20 protein-coding genes are annotated in these 20,062 nt (G+C 65.5%); 16 read left to right on the top strand and 4 right to left on the bottom strand.

Annotated elements, in window-relative coordinates; all coding sequences use genetic code 11:
- From ACF8FG_RS11090 to ACF8FG_RS11080, 3 genes are all read left to right on the top strand, one after another.
- Window positions 1–273 (top strand): hypothetical protein (locus tag ACF8FG_RS11090; RefSeq protein ID WP_392518785.1); only part of this gene is annotated, 273 nt, incomplete at its 5' end.
- A 124-nt stretch (window positions 274–397) separates the two neighbouring features.
- On the top strand, window positions 398–4,297 hold the full coding sequence (gene purL / locus ACF8FG_RS11085) for a phosphoribosylformylglycinamidine synthase (protein ID WP_070383511.1): 3,900 nt from the start codon (window positions 398–400) through the stop codon (window positions 4,295–4,297).
- A 3-nt stretch (window positions 4,298–4,300) separates the two neighbouring features.
- Window positions 4,301–4,612, top strand: a complete 312-nt coding sequence (locus ACF8FG_RS11080; protein WP_119714109.1) for a YqfO family protein — start codon at window positions 4,301–4,303, stop codon at window positions 4,610–4,612.
- A 103-nt stretch (window positions 4,613–4,715) separates the two neighbouring features.
- On the opposite strand, the gene tatC is transcribed toward ACF8FG_RS11080, so the two are convergent.
- The 3 genes from tatC to tatA are packed head-to-tail and all read right to left on the bottom strand — an operon-like array spanning window position 4,716 to window position 5,997.
- Window positions 4,716–5,477 (bottom strand): twin-arginine translocase subunit TatC, encoded by a 762-nt coding sequence (gene tatC, locus ACF8FG_RS11075; RefSeq protein WP_070383513.1) that lies wholly within the window; start codon window positions 5,475–5,477, stop codon window positions 4,716–4,718.
- Window positions 5,474–5,764, bottom strand: a complete 291-nt coding sequence (gene tatB, locus ACF8FG_RS11070) for a Sec-independent protein translocase protein TatB (RefSeq protein WP_318078925.1) — start codon at window positions 5,762–5,764, stop codon at window positions 5,474–5,476. Before tatB ends, tatC begins: the two co-directional genes overlap by 4 nt.
- Window positions 5,764–5,997, bottom strand: coding sequence for a twin-arginine translocase TatA/TatE family subunit (tatA, locus tag ACF8FG_RS11065; RefSeq protein ID WP_070383514.1), 234 nt, complete (start codon window positions 5,995–5,997; stop codon window positions 5,764–5,766). The genes tatB and tatA overlap by 1 nt, the downstream gene beginning before the upstream one ends.
- 145 nt (window positions 5,998–6,142) lie before the next feature.
- On the opposite strand from tatA, the gene gspK reads away from it, so the two are divergent.
- Complete coding sequence (gspK, locus tag ACF8FG_RS11060) at window positions 6,143–7,108, top strand: type II secretion system minor pseudopilin GspK (RefSeq protein WP_318078926.1); 966 nt, start codon at window positions 6,143–6,145, stop codon at window positions 7,106–7,108.
- 118 nt (window positions 7,109–7,226) lie between these two features.
- Here gspK and ACF8FG_RS11055 read toward each other — a convergent pair whose 3' ends face one another.
- On the bottom strand, window positions 7,227–9,302 hold the full coding sequence (locus ACF8FG_RS11055) for a PhoX family phosphatase (RefSeq protein ID WP_014589884.1): 2,076 nt from the start codon (window positions 9,300–9,302) through the stop codon (window positions 7,227–7,229).
- 223 nt (window positions 9,303–9,525) lie between these two features.
- Between ACF8FG_RS11055 and ACF8FG_RS11050 the strand changes: the two genes are divergently transcribed.
- The 12 genes from ACF8FG_RS11050 to ACF8FG_RS10995 are packed head-to-tail and all read left to right on the top strand — an operon-like array spanning window position 9,526 to window position 19,953.
- Window positions 9,526–11,166, top strand: a complete 1,641-nt coding sequence (locus tag ACF8FG_RS11050; RefSeq protein ID WP_318078927.1) for a lipoprotein UxpA — start codon at window positions 9,526–9,528, stop codon at window positions 11,164–11,166.
- Window positions 11,166–11,588 carry a pilus assembly protein PilZ gene (locus ACF8FG_RS11045; RefSeq protein ID WP_070383517.1) on the top strand — a complete coding sequence of 141 codons (423 nt, stop codon included), beginning with the start codon at window positions 11,166–11,168 and terminating at the stop codon, window positions 11,586–11,588. Before ACF8FG_RS11050 ends, ACF8FG_RS11045 begins: the two co-directional genes overlap by 1 nt.
- A 21-nt stretch (window positions 11,589–11,609) precedes the next feature.
- Window positions 11,610–13,346, top strand: coding sequence for a type II secretion system secretin GspD (gene gspD / locus ACF8FG_RS11040; RefSeq protein ID WP_070383518.1), 1,737 nt, complete (start codon window positions 11,610–11,612; stop codon window positions 13,344–13,346).
- Window positions 13,346–14,794, top strand: coding sequence for a GspE/PulE family protein (locus ACF8FG_RS11035; protein WP_014589888.1), 1,449 nt, complete (start codon window positions 13,346–13,348; stop codon window positions 14,792–14,794). The genes gspD and ACF8FG_RS11035 overlap by 1 nt, the downstream gene beginning before the upstream one ends.
- A 3-nt stretch (window positions 14,795–14,797) precedes the next feature.
- On the top strand, window positions 14,798–16,000 hold the full coding sequence (gene gspF, locus ACF8FG_RS11030; RefSeq protein ID WP_019438123.1) for a type II secretion system inner membrane protein GspF: 1,203 nt from the start codon (window positions 14,798–14,800) through the stop codon (window positions 15,998–16,000).
- A 17-nt stretch (window positions 16,001–16,017) separates the two neighbouring features.
- Window positions 16,018–16,452: a type II secretion system major pseudopilin GspG gene (gene gspG / locus ACF8FG_RS11025; RefSeq protein WP_003254997.1), complete on the top strand. Its 435-nt coding sequence runs from the start codon at window positions 16,018–16,020 to the stop codon at window positions 16,450–16,452.
- Window positions 16,453–16,454: 2 nt separating this feature from the next.
- Window positions 16,455–16,886 (top strand): type II secretion system minor pseudopilin GspH, encoded by a 432-nt coding sequence (gene gspH / locus ACF8FG_RS11020; protein WP_003254996.1) that lies wholly within the window; start codon window positions 16,455–16,457, stop codon window positions 16,884–16,886.
- Window positions 16,883–17,251: a type II secretion system protein GspI gene (locus tag ACF8FG_RS11015; protein ID WP_014589890.1), complete on the top strand. Its 369-nt coding sequence runs from the start codon at window positions 16,883–16,885 to the stop codon at window positions 17,249–17,251. The genes gspH and ACF8FG_RS11015 overlap by 4 nt, the downstream gene beginning before the upstream one ends.
- Window positions 17,248–17,838 (top strand): type II secretion system protein, encoded by a 591-nt coding sequence (locus ACF8FG_RS11010; protein WP_134697469.1) that lies wholly within the window; start codon window positions 17,248–17,250, stop codon window positions 17,836–17,838. The genes ACF8FG_RS11015 and ACF8FG_RS11010 overlap by 4 nt, the downstream gene beginning before the upstream one ends.
- On the top strand, window positions 17,835–18,911 hold the full coding sequence (locus tag ACF8FG_RS11005) for a type II secretion system protein GspL (RefSeq protein ID WP_318078928.1): 1,077 nt from the start codon (window positions 17,835–17,837) through the stop codon (window positions 18,909–18,911). The genes ACF8FG_RS11010 and ACF8FG_RS11005 overlap by 4 nt, the downstream gene beginning before the upstream one ends.
- Window positions 18,908–19,294: a type II secretion system protein GspM gene (gene gspM / locus ACF8FG_RS11000; RefSeq protein ID WP_076402623.1), complete on the top strand. Its 387-nt coding sequence runs from the start codon at window positions 18,908–18,910 to the stop codon at window positions 19,292–19,294. The genes ACF8FG_RS11005 and gspM overlap by 4 nt, the downstream gene beginning before the upstream one ends.
- Window positions 19,291–19,953, top strand: coding sequence for a hypothetical protein (locus ACF8FG_RS10995; RefSeq protein ID WP_014589894.1), 663 nt, complete (start codon window positions 19,291–19,293; stop codon window positions 19,951–19,953). The genes gspM and ACF8FG_RS10995 overlap by 4 nt, the downstream gene beginning before the upstream one ends.
- The last annotated feature ends 109 nt before the right edge of the window (window positions 19,954–20,062 follow it).

The raw sequence follows: 20,062 nt of genomic DNA, 5'->3' as shown, positions 1-20,062 counted from the left end.
CGAAGCGCCGCGCGGGCGGCGCTCGATCTTATAGGCGCAGAATGTGTCGAGCCGGACACTTGGCGGCGCTCGATTTCACAGGCGCAGAATGTCTTAAGGCGGACACCTGCGGCGCTCGATCTCACAGGCGCTGAATGTCTCAATGCGGACACCCGGCGGCGCTCGATCTCACAGGCGCTGAATGTGTCGAGCCGGACACCTGGCGGCGCTCGATCTCGTCTCGAGCCGGACACCCGGCGCCGCTCGATCTCGTCTCAAGCCGGACACCTCTGAAAACTGACCCCGAAGTCCGGTTCCGCCGCCCGGCAGGCGTGGCTTAGAGCAGGTGCCGAAAGCCATCGAATTAGGCTAGAATGCACGGCCTCTAAGCACACCCCTTCCTGAGGCTGTCCCGACGATGTTGATCCTGCGCGGCGCTCCTGCCCTTTCTGCCTTTCGCCACGGTAAATTACTCGAGCAACTGAGCCAGAAAGTCCCCGCTGTTACTGGTTTGTATGCCGAATTTGCCCACTTCGCCGATGTCGACGGCGAGCTGACCGCCGACCAGCAGCAGGTGCTGGGCCGTCTGCTCAAGTACGGCCCGAGCGTGCCGGTACAGGAGCCGACCGGCCGCCTGTTCCTGGTCGTCCCGCGCCTGGGCACCATTTCGCCCTGGGCCAGCAAGGCCAGCGACATCGCCCACAACTGCGGCCTGCAGTCGATCCAGCGCCTGGAGCGCGGCATCGCCTACTACGTGGCCGGCACCCTGAGCGACGCTGACGCCGCCCTGATCGCCGCCGAACTGCACGACCGCATGACCCAGCGTGTGCTCAGCCAGCTGGAGCAGGCCGCTGACCTGTTCAGCCACGCCAAGCCCAAGCCAATGACCTCGGTCGACATCCTGGCCGGCGGCCGTGACGCCCTGGCCAAGGCCAACATCGACCTGGGCCTGGCCCTGGCCGAAGACGAGATCGACTACCTGGTCAATGCCTTCCAGGGCCTCAAACGCAACCCGAACGACATCGAACTGATGATGTTCGCCCAGGCCAACTCCGAGCACTGCCGCCACAAGATCTTCAACGCCAGTTGGGATATCGACGGCCAGGCCCAGGAAAAAAGCCTGTTCGGCATGATCAAGAACACCTACCAGATGCACAACGAAGGTGTGCTGTCGGCGTACAAGGACAACGCCTCGGTGATCGTCGGCAACGTTGCCGGCCGCTTCTTCCCGAACCCTGAAACCCGCCAGTACGGCGCGGTGCAGGAGCCGGTGCACATCCTGATGAAGGTGGAAACGCACAACCACCCGACCGCCATCGCCCCGTTCTCTGGCGCCTCCACCGGCTCCGGTGGCGAAATCCGCGACGAAGGTGCTACCGGCCGTGGCGCCAAGCCCAAGGCCGGCCTGACCGGCTTCACCGTGTCCAACCTGCGCATCCCGGGCTTCGAACAGCCTTGGGAGCAGGCCTATGGCAAGCCCGAGCGTATCGTCGACGCCCTCGACATCATGATCGAAGGCCCTCTTGGCGGCGCTGCGTTCAACAACGAATTCGGCCGCCCGGCACTGACCGGTTACTTCCGTACCTTCGAGCAAGCCATCAACACCCCGCACGGTGAAGAAGTGCGCGGCTACCACAAGCCGATCATGCTCGCCGGCGGTATGGGCAACATCCGTGAAGACCACGTGCAGAAGGGCGAAATCACTGTCGGCGCCAAGCTGATCGTGCTCGGTGGCCCGGCCATGCTGATCGGCCTGGGCGGTGGCGCTGCTTCGTCGGTGGCTACCGGTGCCAGCTCGGCTGACCTGGACTTCGCTTCGGTACAGCGCGAAAACCCTGAAATGGAGCGCCGTTGCCAGGAGGTCATCGACCGTTGCTGGCAGCTGGGCGACGAAAACCCGATCGCCTTCATCCACGACGTGGGCGCTGGCGGTATTTCCAACGCCTTCCCTGAGCTGGTCAACGACGGTGGCCGCGGTGGTCGCTTCGAGCTGCGCAACGTGCCCAACGACGAGCCGGGCATGGCCCCGCACGAAATCTGGAGCAACGAATCGCAAGAGCGTTACGTGCTGGCCGTCAGCGCGGTCGACTTCGAGCGCTTCAAGGCCATCTGCGAGCGCGAGCGTTGCCCGTTTGCCGTGGTCGGTGAAGCCACTGAAGAACCGCACCTGACCGTCAGCGACAGCCACTTCGGCAACACGCCGGTGGACATGCCACTGGACGTGCTGCTGGGCAAGCCGCCGCGCATGCACCGTTCGGTTACCCGCGAAGCCGAGCTGGGCGATGACTTCGACCCGAGCGAACTGGACCTGGACAGCGCCGTCCAGCGCGTGCTGAACCACCCGGCCGTGGCCAGCAAGAGCTTCCTGATCACCATTGGCGACCGCACCATCACCGGCCTGGTTGCCCGCGACCAGATGGTCGGCCCGTGGCAGGTTCCGGTGGCTGACTGCGCCGTTACCGCCACCAGCTTCGACGTCTACACCGGTGAAGCCATGGCCATGGGCGAGCGTACGCCGCTGGCGCTGCTGGATGCCCCGGCGTCCGGCCGCATGGCCATCGGCGAAACCCTGACCAACCTGGCGGCTTCGCGCATCGAAAAGCTGTCCGACATCAAACTGTCGGCCAACTGGATGTCCGCTGCTGGTCACCCAGGTGAAGACGCACGCCTGTACGACACCGTGAAGGCTGTCGGCATGGAGCTGTGCCCGGAGCTGGGCATCACCATTCCGGTCGGCAAAGACTCGATGTCGATGAAGACCAAGTGGAGCGACGAGGGCGTCGAGAAGAGCGTCACCTCGCCGATGTCGCTGATCATTACCGGCTTTGCCCCGGTCACCGACATCCGCAAGACCCTGACCCCGCAACTGCGCATGGACAAGGGCGAGACCGACCTGATCCTGATCGACCTGGGCCGTGGCAAGAACCGCATGGGTGCCTCGATCCTGGCCCAGACCTACGGCAAGATCGCTGCCCAGGCACCGGACGTTGACGACGCCGAAGACCTCAAGGCCTTCTTCGCCGTGATCCAGGGGCTGAACGCCGACGGCCACCTGCTGGCCTACCACGATCGTTCCGACGGCGGCCTGGTCACCACCGTGCTGGAAATGGCTTTCGCCGGCCACTGCGGCCTCGACCTGCAACTCGACCCGCTGACCGACAGCAAGGGTGAAGTGCCGGCCATCCTCTTCAACGAAGAGCTGGGTGCAGTGATCCAGGTTCGCCAGGATGCCACCCCGGACGTACTGGCACAGTTCAGCGCTGCTGGCCTGGGTGAAGAGTGCGTCGCGGTGATCGGCAAGCCAGTCAACAACGCTGAAGTGACCATCAGCCTGAACGGCGAAGTGCTGTTCGACGATGACCGTCGCATGCTGCAGCGCCAGTGGGCCGAGACCAGCTACCAGATCCAGCGCCTGCGCGACAACGCCGACTGCGCTGACCAGGAGTTCGACCTGCTGCTCGAGGAAGACAACCCGGGCCTGTCGGTGAAGCTGGGCTTCGACGTCAACGACGACATCGCCGCACCGTACATCAAGAAGGGCGTGCGCCCGCAAGTGGCTATCCTGCGCGAGCAGGGCGTCAACGGCCAGGTCGAGATGGCTGCTGCCTTCGATCGCGCCGGCTTCGCCGCCATCGACGTGCACATGAGCGACATCCTCGCTGGCCGTGTCGACTTCGAAGCCTTCAAGGGCCTGGTCGCCTGTGGCGGCTTTTCGTACGGTGACGTGCTGGGCGCTGGCGAAGGCTGGGCCAAGTCGGCGCTGTTCAACGCCCGTGCCCGTGACGCCTTCCAGGCCTTCTTCGAGCGTACCGACAGCTTCGCCCTGGGCGTGTGCAACGGTTGCCAGATGATGTCCAACCTGCACGAGCTGATCCCGGGCACCGAGTACTGGCCGCACTTCGTGCGCAACCGTTCCGAGCAGTTCGAGGCCCGCGTGGCCATGGTCGAAGTGCAGAAGTCCAACTCGATCTTCCTGCAGGGCATGGCCGGTTCGCGCATGCCGATCGCCATCGCCCACGGCGAAGGCCATGCCGAGTTCGCCAGCGAAGAAGCATTGCTGGAAGCCGATGTGTCCGGTTGCGTGGCCCTGCGCTACGTCGACAACCATGGCAAGGTCACCGAAGCCTACCCGGCCAACCCGAACGGCTCGCCGCGTGGTATCACCGGCCTGACCAGCCGCGACGGCCGCGTGACCATCATGATGCCGCACCCGGAGCGTGTGTTCCGCGCTGTGCAGAACTCCTGGCGCCCGGACGAGTGGCAGGAAGATGCCGCGCTGATGCGTATGTTCCGCAACGCGCGGGTGTGGGTGAACTAAGGCGTGTACAAGCTCGCCTTCTTCGTCCCCGTCAGCCATGTCGAAGTGGTCAAGGCCGCTGTGTTCGCTGCTGGCGGCGGGCGCATCGGTGACTATGACCACTGCGCCTGGCAAACCCTTGGCCAGGGCCAGTTCCGCCCGTTGGACGGCAGCCAGCCGTTCCTCGGGCAAGCGGGCCAGGTCGAGGCGGTGGAAGAGTGGAAGGTGGAGCTGGTGGTGGCTGACGAGCTGATTGTGCAGGTCGTCGCTGCGCTCAAGCAGAGCCACCCGTACGAGACGCCAGCCTATGAAGTCTGGCGGCTCGCCGAGTTCTAGAACGCATCACGGCTATTCGCGGGCACGCCCGCTCTCACAGGGATATCACAATCTTCAGAACATGTGATATCCCTGTGGGAGCGGGCGTGCCCGCGAAAGGGCCCTACAATCCAGCCACAATCTCCTTGCCTGGCTCCGGCCGCTTCAACATTCCACAAGCCAGCAACCCCACCTCGAACAGCACCCACATCGGCACTGCCAGCATCGTCTGCGAAAACACATCCGGCGGTGTCAGGATCATCCCCACCACAAAGCACCCGACGACCACGTAGGGCCTGCTGCGCCGCAATGTGGCCACATCGGCCAACCCCACCCAGACCACGATGAACGTCGCCACCGGGATCTCGAAGGCCAACCCGAACGCCAGGAACAGCGCCAGGATAAAGTCCAGGTACTGGCTGATATCGGTCATCATCGCGACGCCGTCCGGGGTCACGCTGGCAAAGAAACCGAACATCATCGGGAACACGAGGAAGAACGCGAACGCCATGCCGGTATAGAACAGCACGATGCTCGATACCAGCAGCGGCAGGGCAATGCGCCGTTCACGGCGGTACAGCCCCGGCGCCAGAAAGCCCCAGGCCTGATGCAGCAGCAGCGGCATGGCCAGGAACAGGGCGCACATCGCGGTCAGCTTGAACGGTGTCAGAAAGGGCGAGGTGACGCTGGTGGCGATCATGCTCGCGCCTTCCGGCAAGAAGCGCCGCAGCGGCTCGGAGATGAGCGTGTACAGCGTCTGGGCGAAGGGGAACAGGCCGGCGAACACCAAAGCCACCAGCGCCAGGCAACGCACCAGGCGTTTGCGCAGGTCGCGCAGGTGTTCGGTCAGCGGCATGCTCGCCGCAGGGTCCATGGCAATACTCATGAAGCATTTTCCTTGGGCAGCGCGGCCGTGGCCGCATCATTGGCCGGTTCCGCGTTCAGGCTGATGCCCTGGCGGATCTCCTGTTCCAGGCGCTGCAAAGGTGCGTTGTCGAGGTTGGGCATCTCGATTTCGCGCTCCACCTGCGTGCGCAAGGCGTGCATGGCCCGGCGCGCCTGGCCCAGGCCGCGCCCGAGGGTACGGGCTGCCACCGGCAGGCGCTCAGGGCCCAGCACCAACAGAGCGACGACGCCGATCAGCAGCAACTCGCAGAAGCCTACCTCGAACATCAGGCCTGGCGGTCCGCTTGAGTTTGTTGCGCAGCTTGGCCGTTCAGCGGGCACTGTTGCTGCACTTGCGCCTGGCCAGCGGCGCTGGCGTCATTGTCGCCGCCCATGGACTTACGAAAGCCCTGGATCGCCTCGCCCACATCGCTACCCAGGCCCTTCAGGCGTTTGGTACCAAACAGCAAGAATACGATCAGCAGTACGATCACCAGTTGCCAGATTCCAATGCCACCCATAGCGACCACTCCTGTAAGGTCATGAAAAGGAAGGGCAATCCTGCCTTGCCCAGATGACGTGCACATGACGAACGGGCATTGCCATCTAGCTGAAACACCCCGCGTGTTGACTGGCGTTTTTATTCCGCGAGCGAGGCACGCACGGATGGGTGGAAGGCAACAGCAGGGTGCGGCCCTGTTGATGGTGATGGTGGTGCTGGCAATGCTGGCGGCGGGCATGGCCTGGCTGGTGGAAGATGGCCGGCGCCAGGTGGATGAAGTACGCCTGCTGCACCAGCGAGTGCAGGTGCGGGCCATGGAGCAGGCCGGCCTGGCCTACGCCGCGCAGGCCCTGCGTGACCCCGCCTGGCGGCTTAGTCCGCTGTTCTGGCAAGCCTTGCGCGGGCAGCCGCTGAACTACGACTTTGGCGCTGGCCAGGCGCAGTTGCGGGTACGCGACCAGCACACCTGCTTCAACGTCAATGCGTTGCTGGGTGCCGATGGCGAGCGCGCCGAGCGCCAGTTGCGTTACCTGATGGGCGACGACATGGCCGCAGAACGCCTGGTCGACGCCTTGGCTGACTGGCTCGACGCCGACAGCGATGCGCGCCTGCAGGGCGCCGAAAGCGCCCAGTATCTGCGCCAGCAACCACCCCGGCTGGCGGCCAATCAGCCGATGCTCGACACCAGCGAGCTGAACCTGCTGCTGGAGCCGGACGCCAGCCGCCAGGCGCGGTACCCGATGCTCTGTGCGTTGCCGCAGACCACCGGCTGGCGGCTGAATGCCAATGCCTTGGGGTTGGAGCATCTGCCGCTGCTGGAAGCGCTGTACGAAGGGCGATATCCACGTTCCTTGCTCAGCCGCATCGTCAGCGGCCGGCCTGCGTCGGGCTATGTGGATGCGACCGCATTGCGCCAGGCGCTGGGGGCGGTGGATGACGAAACGTTCGAACGGTTGAGCGAAGGGCTGCTGCTCAACAGCGGGCATTTTCTGTTGCAGCTGTCGTTCGAGGAAGAGGGGCGGGTGATGCGCAGCGAGTTCCAGGTGGAGGCGCTGGGGGTGGTGCAATGGCATGCCCGGGTGCCCGCGCAGCAAGTGCGGGTGCGTAGCCGGGAGCCAATAGCCTGGTAACGTTCACGGGCAAGCCCGCCCCTACGCCGGTTTTCAAACCCGTGAGATCCCTGTAGGAGCGGGCTTGCCCGCGAAGAGGCCGGTACAGCCAGCAAAAGGCTGGCTGACCGGTACTGGATCAAACGGTGCCGATCTCACCGCCATCGATCCGCTGGATCACCACCGTCGAAGCCCGCGGCCGCACGGTAGCCCCAGCCGGCGTTGCATCGGTCGCCTTGTCGGTATACGGCCAGTTGTCAGGGTGTTGAATGTTGACGAACAGCGTCTTGTTGTCCGGGGTAAAGGTAATACCGGTCACCTCGCAACCATTTGGCCCGACGAAGAAGCGCCGCAGGTCCACCTGGTTCTGTGCGTTCACCGGCACCTGCTTGCCGCTGGCATCCACCAGGTCGGTAGGGATCACCGCCAGCAGCTGGTCGTTGGTGTAGTCGGTCAAGGTGCTTTCGCCGTTATCGGTCTCGAACCACAGCACGCCACGGCTATCGAAGCTCATGCCGTCGGGGCTTGCGAACTGGTTCAGTTCGGTCAGGCCGGAGCGGTTGATGTCGGCGGTACCGGCAGCGTTGGCGCCGAACACGAAGATGTCCCAGGTAAAGCTCAGCTGGTCGTCGCTTTCGTGCCAGCGAATGATGTGACCATGTCGGTTCGGGCCGCGTGGGTTCGCTGCATCGACCTTTTCCGGGGTACGTGCACTGTTGTTGGTCAGGGTCAGGTACACGTCGCCGTTCAGCGGGTTGACTGTCGTCCATTCCGGACGGTCCATCGGCGTTGCGCCCACGGCATCGCCAGCACCACGGGTGTTGAGGATGATGCCCGGCAGGTCACCATACAGCGCACCCAGGGTGCTGCCGCCCGTGGTGGCGGTGGCCACGTCCAGCAGCAGCCATACGCCGGTGCCGTCGGCATTGAAGCGGGCTACGTAGAGCTTGCCCTGGTCGAGGTACTTGGCGCCGGTGGCCAGGCGGTCGGCCGGGGTGGCGTCGGCGGGATCCCACACGGCGGTAGACACCCACTTGTACAGGTACTCGTTGTTCGAGTCGTCACCCATGTACCACACCAGCGGCTTGCCGGCGACGGGTAGGCCGGGGGCGCAGCCCTCGTGGCGGAAACGGCCCAGTGCGGTGCGTTTGGTGGCCAGGGTGCTGCTGTTGTACGGGTCGATCTCGACAATGTAGCCGTAGGTGCTGGCTTCGTTGCGGTAGTCGTCGGTGGCGCTGGCGCCTTTGACCGTTACGTCGAAACGGGCGAATTCGTCGTCCACTTCGCTGCTGTCACCGGCAGCGGTTTCCCACTTGTACTGGCCGCTGGAGGTGCCCACGCCAATGCGGCGCTGGTCCTCGGGGCGGGTGCCCTTGTTGACGAAGATGCCCGGCCAGTTCTCTTCGCAGGTCAGGTAGGTGCCCCACGGGGTGTAGCCGTTGCCGCAGTTGTTGTTGGTGCCGCGGCAGTGGGTGCCGGCGGTGGAGTACTTGGTCTTGACGTGGTCGCTGCCACGCAGCGGGCCGGTGATTTCCATGCGCGAAGCGGTAGTGAAACGGCGGTTCAGCGGGTCGTTGTCGACAACCTGCCAGCGGCCGTTGATTTTCTGCAGGCGCACTACGCCAGCGCCATGTGCGTTGATTTCCTTGCGCACTTCTTCGACCGGGCGCTTGCCGTTGACATCGGTGGTCGGGCCGGCCGGGTGCAGGGCGGCGGTGTCGATGTACTCGAAATTGATCGCCAGCAGGCCGTCTTCCGAGCTGCCGTTGATGGGGAAGAAGTGCATGCCGTCGTGGTGCATGCCCATGGCGTTGGCCTGGTCGGTCGAGGTGTTGCTGCCGTCGGACTTCCACGGGTTGCCGTTGCTGTTCAGTGGCGTACCCCAGGGCGCCAGCACGTAGGCGCTATAGCCGGCGGCGACCACACAGGCGTCGGTGCGCGAGCCTGGGATGGACTGGAAGCCCAGTGCCAGTTTGGGCACTTCCGGCTCGGTGACTGGCGGTTCGGTCACCGGGGGCTCGGTGACCGGATCATCGTGATCGGAACCACCACCGTCGAAGCAGCCTGTCAGGCCGGTACCGGCGATCATGGCGATGGCGGCGCCCAGGCTGCCGCGCATCACGCTGCGGCGGCTCAGGTAGGCGTCCATGACGTTGGCCATCGGCAGGTTGCCGCTTTGGTTCCGGTCCAGGTTGTCGCCGGTATCTCGACTCATCAGGGTGTCCTTGTGTTCGCTGAGTTGGAGGAAACCGCGACTTTAAGGCGCAAGTGTGATGATTCCTTGGCAGAAATATTAACGAGCTTTTAAAACTGTCTGATCTTAGATTGGTGATCTACAGATCAATTTGGAATTGCTGTCGGATTTCTGCCATCAAACTGTAATGCCAACGCCGCAACATCCGGGTCCCTGAATGGACGTGGATAGGATGGCGGATGCGATGGCGAGCAGTGTGCACAGGCGCGAAGTGATCGGCTGGATGGGTATCGGTGCCTTGGCACCGCTGCTCGGCGCCTGCACAGCCTTCCCAGGGCAGCAGGGCGGCAACGCCCAGCTCGACTTGCTGTACGTCGCCGATACCCTCGATGCCCGCCAGTCTGGCCAGGCGGTGGTACCGGCTACCCGGTTGGGGCCGGTCAGCCACTTGGGCCGCGCGCCATGGATGACCGGCAGCAGCGCCAGTATCGCCTACCCGCAACTGGCGCCGCTGCTCGATGCCGGCCAGGCAACGACAGCCCAGCTGGGCGGTTATGCGGTGCTCGCGGCGTTGCTGGAACAACTGCGTGGCGAGGCCGGTGCGGACAACAGCCTGACCCTGGAAAACGGCCAGGGCTGGAATGGCAGTGGCCTGGCCTACCTGACCCAGGGCGAAAGTGGTGTGCAAGGCAGCCAACTGCTGGGCATCGAAGCGCGGGTCAGCAGCGACGAGCGTGTGCTGTGGCCACAACGCAGCACGGGCCTGTATCGCCAGGCCAGCGCCATTACCCTCGGCGCCGGGCTGGCTGACGCGCAACGCCAGGCACTTGGCCTGGAAGCCTTGCATGTTTTTGAGCGCGGCGGTGCCCGTATCGCAGTGGTTGGCGTGACCGACCCCTACGCCCAGGACCAGAAAGCCTCTCTCAAACACTGGTACCAGTCACTGCAGCCGGTCTTCGAGCAAGCCCGGCGCGAGGCTGACCTGGTGGTGGCCATGGCCGATGCAGGCACGGGCCCCGGCCTGTGGCTGGCTGAACGGGTGCCGCAAGTCGACGTGCTGTTGTGCGCCCGTGGTCAGGACCTGTGGCCCGCGCCGGTCGAGGTCACCCAGGCCAGCGGTCGCCGTGTACCGGTGCTGTTTGCCGGCTGCCGGGGCAGCGGTGCCTTCCGCCTGCGCTGCCAGCGTGTGGCCGGCCAGTGGCAGTTCGACGGGCGTTTTTTCCCGGCCTTTGAACAGCAACTGGTGCCTGCTGCGCAGCTGCGTGTCGCGCAACTGCAGGCGCAACTGCGCCAGCAACGTGCCGGCCACGCGGCCTGGCTCGACCAACCGCTGGCCCGGGCGCCCCAGGCCTTGTGGCGCCGCGATACCCGTGGCGGCAGCTGGGACCGTCTGCTGCATCAAGCCCTGGCCGACGATAGCAGCATGCCCGTGTTGCTGCCGGGCCTGCGTTATGACTACCCGCTGTCAGCGGGGGCGTCTATTACCCGCGAACACCTGATCAGCCTCACCGGTGGCTACCCGGCGCCAGTGGTCGAAGCACCGGCCAGGCAGGTCGAGCAAGTGCTGGAAAACGCCGCTGAGCAATTGTTCGGTGACCCGCTGCTGCTGGACAACAGCCAGGACCTGCCGCGCTGGCAGGGCCAGGCCTGGAGCGTCAGCTACAGCCCGCAAGGTAAGCGCATCACTGGGCTGGAGCCGGTGCAGGGCCTGTGCCGCACCTTTGGCCTGCAATTCGAAAGCCAGGCCGGCGAGCCACTGTGGCAGCGGGTCGAAGCCTGGCTGGCCCGCCAGCCTGACAACTGGCAACTGGCGCCGCTGCAACTGCCCGAAGTGCGTTACGTGCAGGGGCACCCAGGCTGGCACCCACGGCAGTTGGCCTCGTGATGCTCACCTCGCGCCTGCTCACCGGCGCTGGCCTGACCCTGGCCGGCTGGCTGTCTGCGCAGTGTGTGCTGCAGTTGAGCCGGCAGCCACAAACGGCCACGGCGCCTGCGGCGGCCGACAGCCCGCTGCCCGGGCTGATGGTCGGTCACTGGCAAGCGCAGCCCGACGACGGCGCCATCGCCATCACCCGTCTGCCGCTGCAATACCTCGGCGGCCTCAAGGCCCAGCCATTGGCCTCCAGTGTGGTGGTGCTGCGCTACGGCGAGCACGTGCGCACCTTGGCCCGCGGTCAGCGCCTGGCGCCTGGGATCGTGCTGCAGGACATCGACAGCGATGGCCTGATTTTCAACAACCAGGGGCGGCGTGAGCGCCTGCCCTGGCCGCCACGCCCCGCCGTGACCGGCTTCAAGCGGCAAGGATGAACGATGCCTGTTAGATACTGCATGGCGGCTGCGCTGAGCCTGGCCTTGTCCATCGCCTATGCCCAAGAGCCGGTGTTCGATGACAACGGTACGCCGGTGTACGAAGTGAATTTCGTCGATACCGAACTCGGCGAGTTCATCGACAGCGTGTCGCGCATCACCGGCACCACCTTCATCGTCGACCCCCGGGTCAAGGGCAAGGTCACGGTGCGCACCGTGGACCTGCACGACGCCGACGCCATCTACGACATCTTCCTGGCCCAACTGCGCGCCCAGGGCTATGCCACCGTCGACCTGCCCAACGGCAGCGTGAAAATCGTGCCAGACCAGGCCGCGCGCCTGGAGCCGGTGCCAGTGGAGGCGGGCGGGCAGCAGGGCGAGGGCAGCGACAGCGTGGCCACCCGCGTATTCAGCGTGCGCAACGCCGCCAGCGAACAGGTACTGGGCATCCTCAAACCGCTGATCGACCCTCGGGTTGGGGTTATTACACCTTACCCGGCGGCGCACCAGTTGGTGGTGACTGACTGGCGCAGCAACCTCGAACGCATCGCCAGCCTGCTGCGCCAGCTCGACCGCCCTCAAGAGGCACCGGGCAGCGGCAGCACCCAGGTGATCTACCTGCGCCATGCCAATGCCGGTGAAGTGGTTAAGGTGCTGCGAGGGCTCAGCCAGGACGGTGCGGTGCCGGCTGAAGGCGCGGGTGAGGCAGAGGGCAAGGACAGGCCCGTGATGGCAGCCGCCGGTGGCTCGGGCATCCGCCTGGAATACGAAGAAGGTACCAATGCCGTGGTCATGGTGGGCCCCGACAGCGAGCTGGCGGCGTACCGGGCCATTGTCGAGCAACTGGACATTCGCCGTGCCCAGGTGGTGGTCGAAGCGATCATCGCCGAGGTGTCCGACAGCAGCGCCCAGGAGCTGGGCGTGCAGTGGCTGTTCGCCGACGAGAAGTTCGGTGCCGGTATTGTCAACTTCGGCAGTAACGGGGTGAATATCGCCAGCATTGCCGGGGCCGCCGCCAGTGGCGACAACGAGGCCCTGGGCGATCTGTTGTCCACCACCACCGGTGCCACGGCAGGCATCGGCCATTTCGGCGGTGGCTTCAACTTCGCCATGCTGGTCAACGCGCTGAAGGGCAAGAGCGGCTTCAACCTGCTGTCCACGCCCACCTTGCTGACCCTAGACAACGCCGAAGCGTCGATCCTGGTCGGCCAGGAGGTGCCCTTCGTCACCGGCTCCGTGACGCAGAACAACGCCAACCCGTACCAGACCATCGAGCGCAAGGAAGTCGGGGTGAAGCTGCGCATCAAGCCGCAGATCAATGTCGACAACAGCGTGCGCCTGGACATCGTTCAGGAGGTGTCGTCGATTGCCGATACCAGCTCGGCCAGCGACGTGATCACCAACAAGCGCGAGATCAAGACCAAGGTCATGGTCGAGGACAACGGCCTGGTGATACTCGGCGGCCTGATCAGCGACGAGTTGAGTACCAGCGACCAGCGTGTGCCACTGCTCGGCGACATTCCTTATCTTGGCCGGTTGTTCCGCTCCGATGCCACCAGGAACACCAAGCAGAACCTGATGGTGTTCATCCGCCCCCGCATCCTGCGCGACGGGCCGAGCCTGGCGGGCCTCAGTGAAGACAAGTACCGCACCCTGCAGCAGACCACACCGCTGCAATTGCCGGACCTTGCAGAGGGTACGCCGCTGTTGCAGGTATTCCCCTCCAGCCGCGCACGCCTGGAAGGCGGTGACTGGTGATGCTGCCCTATCGTCAGGCACGGCAGAGCGGAGTGGCCATGGCCCCGGCAGAGCAGGGCTGGCAGCTATGGCTGCGGCCCGACGCCGACAATGCCCAGTTGCAGGAACTGCTGCGTGTGCATGGCCAGCCAAGCCTGCTCGAATACCTGGAGCCTGCGCTGTTCAACGAACGCCTTGGCCAGCTGTATCAGGCCGGCGATGCCGCCACCGAAGCGCTGATCGAAGGTATCGGCGACCAGGTCGACCTGGATAGCCTGATGAGCGAGATGCCGCGCATCGAAGACCTGCTCGAAAGCGACGACGAAGCCCCGGTAATCCGCCTGATCAACGGCCTGTTCGGCCAGGCGCTGCGGCTGCGCGCCTCGGACATCCATATCGAGACCTTCGAGCAGAGCCTGGTGGTGCGCTTGCGGGTCGATGGCCACCTGCGCGAGGTGCTGCGTCCACCGCGTGCGTTGTCGGCCATGCTGGTGTCACGGATCAAGGTCATGGCCCGCCTGGACATCGCTGAAAAGCGTCAGCCCCAGGACGGTCGCATCACCTTGCGTGCGGCGGGGCGCGAAGTGGACGTACGGGTCTCGACCTTGCCCGGCATCCACGGCGAGCGGGTGGTGATGCGCGTGCTCGACAAGCAGGCCAGCCTGCTGGCGCTGGATAACCTGGGCATGCCGGCAGCGGTCTTGCAGGGCCTGCGCAGTTGCCTGGCGCGGCCCAACGGCATCGTGTTGTCCACCGGCCCGACCGGTTCGGGCAAGACCACGACCCTGTACGCCAGCCTGAACAGCCTCAACGATGGCAGCCGCAACATCCTCACCGTCGAGGATCCGGTGGAGTACGCCATCGCCGGCATTGGCCAAACCGCCATCAACCCGCGTGCCGGGCTGACGTTTGCCAGTGGCCTGCGTGCCATCCTGCGTCAGGACCCTGACGTGATCATGCTCGGCGAAATCCGCGATCAGGAGACTGCACAGATCGCCGTGCAGGCCAGCCTCACCGGCCACCTGGTGCTGTCGACCTTGCACACCAACAGCGCGGTAGGCGCAGTGACCCGCCTGCGCGACATGGGCATCGAGCCCTTCCTGATCGCCTCGTGCCTGCGCGGCGTCCTGGCTCAGCGCCTGGTGCGGCGTTTGTGCAGCTGTGCCGTGGCGCATCCGCTACAGGTTGCCGAGCGCGAGCTGTGGCCTGAGCTGGCGGCGCTGGGCAGCACTTATCACGCCGTGGGTTGCGAGCAGTGCCAGGGCAGCGGTTATATGGGGCGACTGGGGCTGTACGAATTCATCGAGCTGGACGCTGGGCTCATCGGTCTGTTGTACGACGGCGCCAGTGAGCTGGCCATGCAGGATTACCTGGCTGACCGGCGCCAAAGCCTGGTAGCGATGGCCAGCGATTGCCTGGCCCGCGGTGAGACCAGCCTGGCCGAAGTGCTGCGCGTGGTGCAGGGCTAAGGCATGCCGACCTATCGCTACCAGGCCGTTGACCTTGCCGGCAAATCGCACAAGGCCAGCCTGCAGGCTGACAGTGAACGCCACGCTCGCCAGCTGTTGCGCGAACAGGGCCTGTTCGCCCGCCAGTTGCAGCGTCATGACGCCGGCAGCCGACAGCCCCGACGCCAGCGCCTGAGCCGCGCCCAGCTGTGTGAGCTGACCCGTCAGCTGGCCACCTTGACCGGGGCCGGCATTCCCTTGGTCGATGCCCTTGCCACCCTTGAACGGCAACTGCGTCAGCCTGCCCTGCACAGTGTGCTGGTGGCCTTGCGCGGCTCACTGGCCGAAGGCCTGGGCCTGGCCCGCAGCCTGGCCCGGCAGGGCGCACCGTTCACTGGCTTGTACTGCGCGCTGGTCGAGGCCGGCGAACGTTCCGGGCACCTGGCCCAGGTGCTGACCCGCTTGGCCGACCACCTGGAGCAGGTGCAACGCCAGCAACACAAGGCCCGCACAGCGCTGATCTACCCCGCTGTGCTGATGGGTGTGTCGCTGGCCGTGGTGATTGGCCTGATGACGTTCGTCGTGCCCAAACTCACCGAGCAATTCGCCCATGCCGGGCAAAGCCTGCCGCTGATCACCTCGTTACTGATCGGCCTGAGCCAGGGGCTGGTGCACGCCGGGCCCTGGCTGTTAGGGGTGGCGCTGTTGCTCGGGGGGCTGGCTGGCTGGTTGTTGCGCAAACCGCACTGGTGCCTGCGTCGCGACCAACTGCTGCTGCGCCTGCCGCGTATTGGCAGCCTGCTGCAGGTGCTGGAGAGCGCGCGCCTGGCGCGCAGCCTGGCGATTCTCACTGGCAGTGGCGTGGCCTTGCTCGAAGCCTTGCAAGTGGCCACCGAAACCATCGGCAACCGGCGTATCCGCCTGGCCATGGAGCAGGTGCGCCAACACGTGCAGGGCGGCACCAGCCTGCACCGTGCGCTGGATGCCAGCCAGCAATTCCCGCCGCTGCTGGTGAACATGGTCGGCAGCGGCGAGGCCAGCGGCACCCTGGCCGACATGCTCGAGCGCGTGGCCGACGACCAGGAGCGCGGCTTTGCCCGCCAGGTCGATACCGCCATGGCGCTGTTCGAACCCCTGATGATCCTGGTGATGGGCGCCGTGGTGCTGTTCATCGTGCTGGCGGTGCTGCTGCCGATCATGCAACTCAACCAGGGCCTGCAATTGTGACGACGAGGAGTATTGCCATGCAGCATCGACGTAACCGCCAACGCGGCTTCACCCTCATGGAAATCATGGTGGTGATCTTCATCATCGGCCTGCTGATTGCCGTGGTAGCGCCCAGCGTGCTGGGCAACCAGGACAAGGCCATGAAGCAGAAGGTGATGGCCGACCTGGCCACCCTGGAGCAGGCGCTGGACATGTATCGCCTGGACAACTTGCGCTTCCCCAGCAACGAACAGGGCCTGGCCGCGCTGGTGAAAAAGCCGGCTCAGGAGCCGCTGCCTCGGGCCTGGCGCAGTGATGGCTATGTGCGTCGACTGCCGGAAGACCCGTGGGGCACCCCGTACCAGTACCGCATGCCCGGGGAACATGGCCGGGTCGATGTGTACTCGCTGGGCGCCGATGGCCTGCCGGGCGGCGAAGGCCAGGATGCCGACCTGGGTAACTGGGCGCTGTAACGGTGCGTCATCAGCGCGGCTTCAGCCTGATCGAACTGTTGGTGGTACTGGCCATTGCCGGGCTGATGACCGGGCTGGCGGTGGCCGGCCTTGGCAACGGCCAGGCCAGTGTCGAGCAGGCCCTGCAACGGCTGGCGGTCGAGGTCCGTGGCCAGGCCGCGCTGGCCCGGCATGCCGGGCAACTGCGCGGGCTGCGCTGGAATGGCCAGCGACCGGAGTTCGTCCGCCGCGAGGGCAATGCCTGGGTGGTCGAAGCGGTCCCGCTCGGCGACTGGCCCAAGGGCCTGCACCCGGACTGGCCGGCCAGCCCGCAACCGCGCGTACTGTTCACGCCGCATGGCTGGGCGCAGGCGGGTAGCGTGCGCTGGCGCTGGGCCGATGGCAGTCAGCAATGGGCCTGGAGCCGCACCGATGGCATGTGGGTAGTACCATGAAGCAAGCACAGCGTGGTTTCACTCTGCTGGAGGTGACCGTAGCCCTGGCAATCGCTGCCGTGCTGGCAGTGATCACCAGCCAGGTGCTGCGCCAGCGGCTTGCAGTGCAGGACAACCTGCAACAGCACCGTCTTGGCCTGTTGTGCGCGCGTGAGCTGCAAGCCCGCTTTGCCGTCGAGCAGTACTGGCCTGCCGAAAACCAGGTAGCCGGCGAGCTCGGCCAAGGTGGCCAACTCTGTCACTGGCAATTGCAACTGCGTCGCACCGGCGTGCGAGACCTGCGCCGTGGCGAACTGCAATTGTTCGCCGACCGCGACCAGCGCCTGCCACTGGGCCAGTACACCGTGTTTCTGGAGCGCCCATGAAACACCGCCAGGCAGGTCTGACCCTGATCGAACTGATGGTCGCCCTGGCCCTGACAGCCGTGCTCGGCATCATGCTGGCCGCGCTGGTCAATGGCTGGCTGAAGGTGCGCGAACGCCTGCAGGACACCACTCGGCAAACCTCGGTGCTGGACTTTTGCCTGGCCCTGGAGCGGCGCTTCGACAGCCCGGTGCTGCGCCGTGTCTACGACCAGCGTCTGCCGCTGGCCAGTCGTTGGCTGGACTGGCAGCCCGCCAGCAACCAGTTGCTGTGGGTCGCCAGCACCGGCCTGCCGGCAGCCGAAGGTGGCTCGCGCCTGCAACGCCAGCGCCTGCGGTTCGAGGCGCGTGAGCAACGCCTGCTGCTGGAAAGCTCGGCCGATTTGTACGCCGCCGTCGCCCCGCGCTGGGTACAGCGCGAACGACTCGACCAGGTCAGTGCCATGAACGTTCTGTATTACCAGGGCGGCCGATGGCTGGCCTGGCCTTCTGACCAACCGGTGCACCCAGGCCGTGGTGTGCGTCTGGAACTGCTGCGTGATGGAGCCCCCTATGTCTGCACCTTCGCCCTCCCATGGGGGCGCTCATGAAACTTGAATGGCGGCGGCGTACGCCGGCCCAGGCGTGGCTGCTGCTGCGCCCGGGGGCTGTCTGGCACTGGGCGCTGGTTCAGGACGGTATTTTGCAAAGCGAAGGGCAGGGCGAGCCACCGGCCAACCCGCAGGCCCATGTTGCGCTGGTCCTGCCTGCCGAGGCGTGCAGCCATTTTCGCGTGCCGGCCCCGCCCGGGCTCAAGCGCGAAGAGTGGCCTTTGCTGCTTGAGGATCGCTTGCTGCAGGCCCCGCATGAGGTGGCCTGTGCTTGCCTGGCCCGTGAACCCGGGTACCTTCGTCTGTTGGTAGTGGCGCGTCAGCAGCTGGATGACTGGCGTGGCCAATGTGGCGAATGGGGCTTGCAGACGGTACGTTGCTGGGCGGAGCTGCAGCTGCTGCCATCACCCGAGCCAGGATGCGCCTGGCAATGGCAACGCCCCCCCGGCATGTCGCTCTACAAAGGCTTGGCCGAAGATGGACAGGAGCACTGGCTGGCGTGGCCTGATGCCTTGGGTGGCGTGCCGCAGCCACCGTGGGCAGGGCTGCACAAAACGTCGCTGAGCGGCAATTGGCCAACCGTATTTGCGCCGCTCGACACAATGCCCGGCCTGTTCGACCGCGCCCGCAAGGTGCGCTCGTTGCCGGCGGCCTCCCGCCAGCAGCAGTGGTTGCTGGCAGCTTGCCTGGTGCTGGCCACCGTTTGGGGTGGCCTGTGGTTGAGCCAGCAATGGCGTCAGGCGCAACTCTGGCGTAGCCAGGTCGTTGCCGTGACCGGCGAGCAGGCCAGCCCTCGGCACGCGGCACAGGCCCTCAAGCGCCTGCGCGAGAGCGTACTGCAGCAGCAACTGCGTACACGTCAGCTAGACGACCTGCAGGCTCGCTTGCAGACCTGGCTGCGTGACAACCCCGGCTTGCGCCTGCGAGCGGTGCGCTTCGATGGCCAGCGTTGGCACCTGCGCCTGGAGGGCGAGGGCGGTGCGCCGCCATGGCGTGATATGGCGGCTGCCGCTGGCGCCACAGTGCAGGTTCAAGATGGCCAAGTGATCTTCGACCTGGGAGCAGCCTCATGAACCGCGACTGGCTACAGCGTCATCGCTTCACGTTCGCCTGGGGGCTGATCGCCCTGCTGCTGGCCTTCCTGGCCCTGCGCGAAGGCATTGCGCAATGGCGCGTGCTTGGCCAGTGGCGTGTGCTGGCCGAACAGGCGGCCAGCTTGCAAGGCGGGCCCGGTTTGAACCTGGAGCGGCTACGTCAGTCGGCCCAGGCCCGTGGGGTTGAACTGATCGAAGTCGATACGCAAGGCAAGACCTGGCAACTGCGTGGGCAGGTGGCCGATGAGCGCATACTGCAAGGCTGGGTGCAGAGTCTGCGTGCAGAAGGTGCATTGCCGTTGCAATGGGGGCTGGAGCAGCAGGGCAAGGCTTTGCGATTCGACCTGGTGGTGCAGCCATGAGCCGCAGTGCAGCAATGGCCTGGGTGCTATTGGTATTCGTGCTCACGCTGTTTATCGAGCTTCCGGCCAATTGGGTGGTGCGTGCGTTCGGCCTGCCGGTACGTGATGTCGGCGGAAGCCTTTGGCAAGGGCAGGCACAACAATGGGGGCCGGTCGGGCCTTTGCGCTGGACGGTGCAGCCCTGGCGCTTGCAGGCGAATGCGCAAGTGGGGTTCCAGGGCCAGGCCTGGCAGTTGCGTGCAGAAGGCTGGCCCTGGCATTGGCGGCTTGAGGCATCAGCCAAGGGGGCTTTGGCGACGGTCTCGACGGATTACCGCCTGGCCGGCCAGTGGCAGGGTGTGTTGAGGATGCAGGGGGCAGGGCGCCAATGCCAGGCCAGTGAAGGCCGCGTGATCGTAACCGACCTAGCCCTCAGCGACCCTTGGTCCCTAGGCCTTGGGCACGGCTGGCTGGAAATGGATTGCCGTAGTGGCTGGCACCTGCGCGGGCAGTTGGCGCAGCAAGGGCAACATCAACTGGCCGTGGATGCCGACCTGCCAGGACGCCAGGCGCAGGTGGTGTTCCAGCTGCAGCCTGAAGCGCAGTTGACGCCATTGTTGCGTGGGGCTCAATGGCTCGGGCCGCAGGCCCTGGCGGGGCAGCGAGACCTTCGTTGGTGAGCAACTACGTGGCGCCGCCTCCTGTAGATGCTCTGTGGGCGGTAGAGCTTTTCTGAGGTGCTCGGGGCTGAAGCGCTTGGTCGTATCAATGGTGCATACCCGCGAAGCA

This window comes from Pseudomonas sp. YQ_6, assembly GCF_043103245.1.
GTDB lineage: Bacteria > Pseudomonadota > Gammaproteobacteria > Pseudomonadales > Pseudomonadaceae > Aquipseudomonas > Aquipseudomonas alloputida.
The sequence above is the reverse complement of the archived record's forward strand: the minus strand, read 5'-3'. Positions and strand labels throughout refer to the sequence as shown.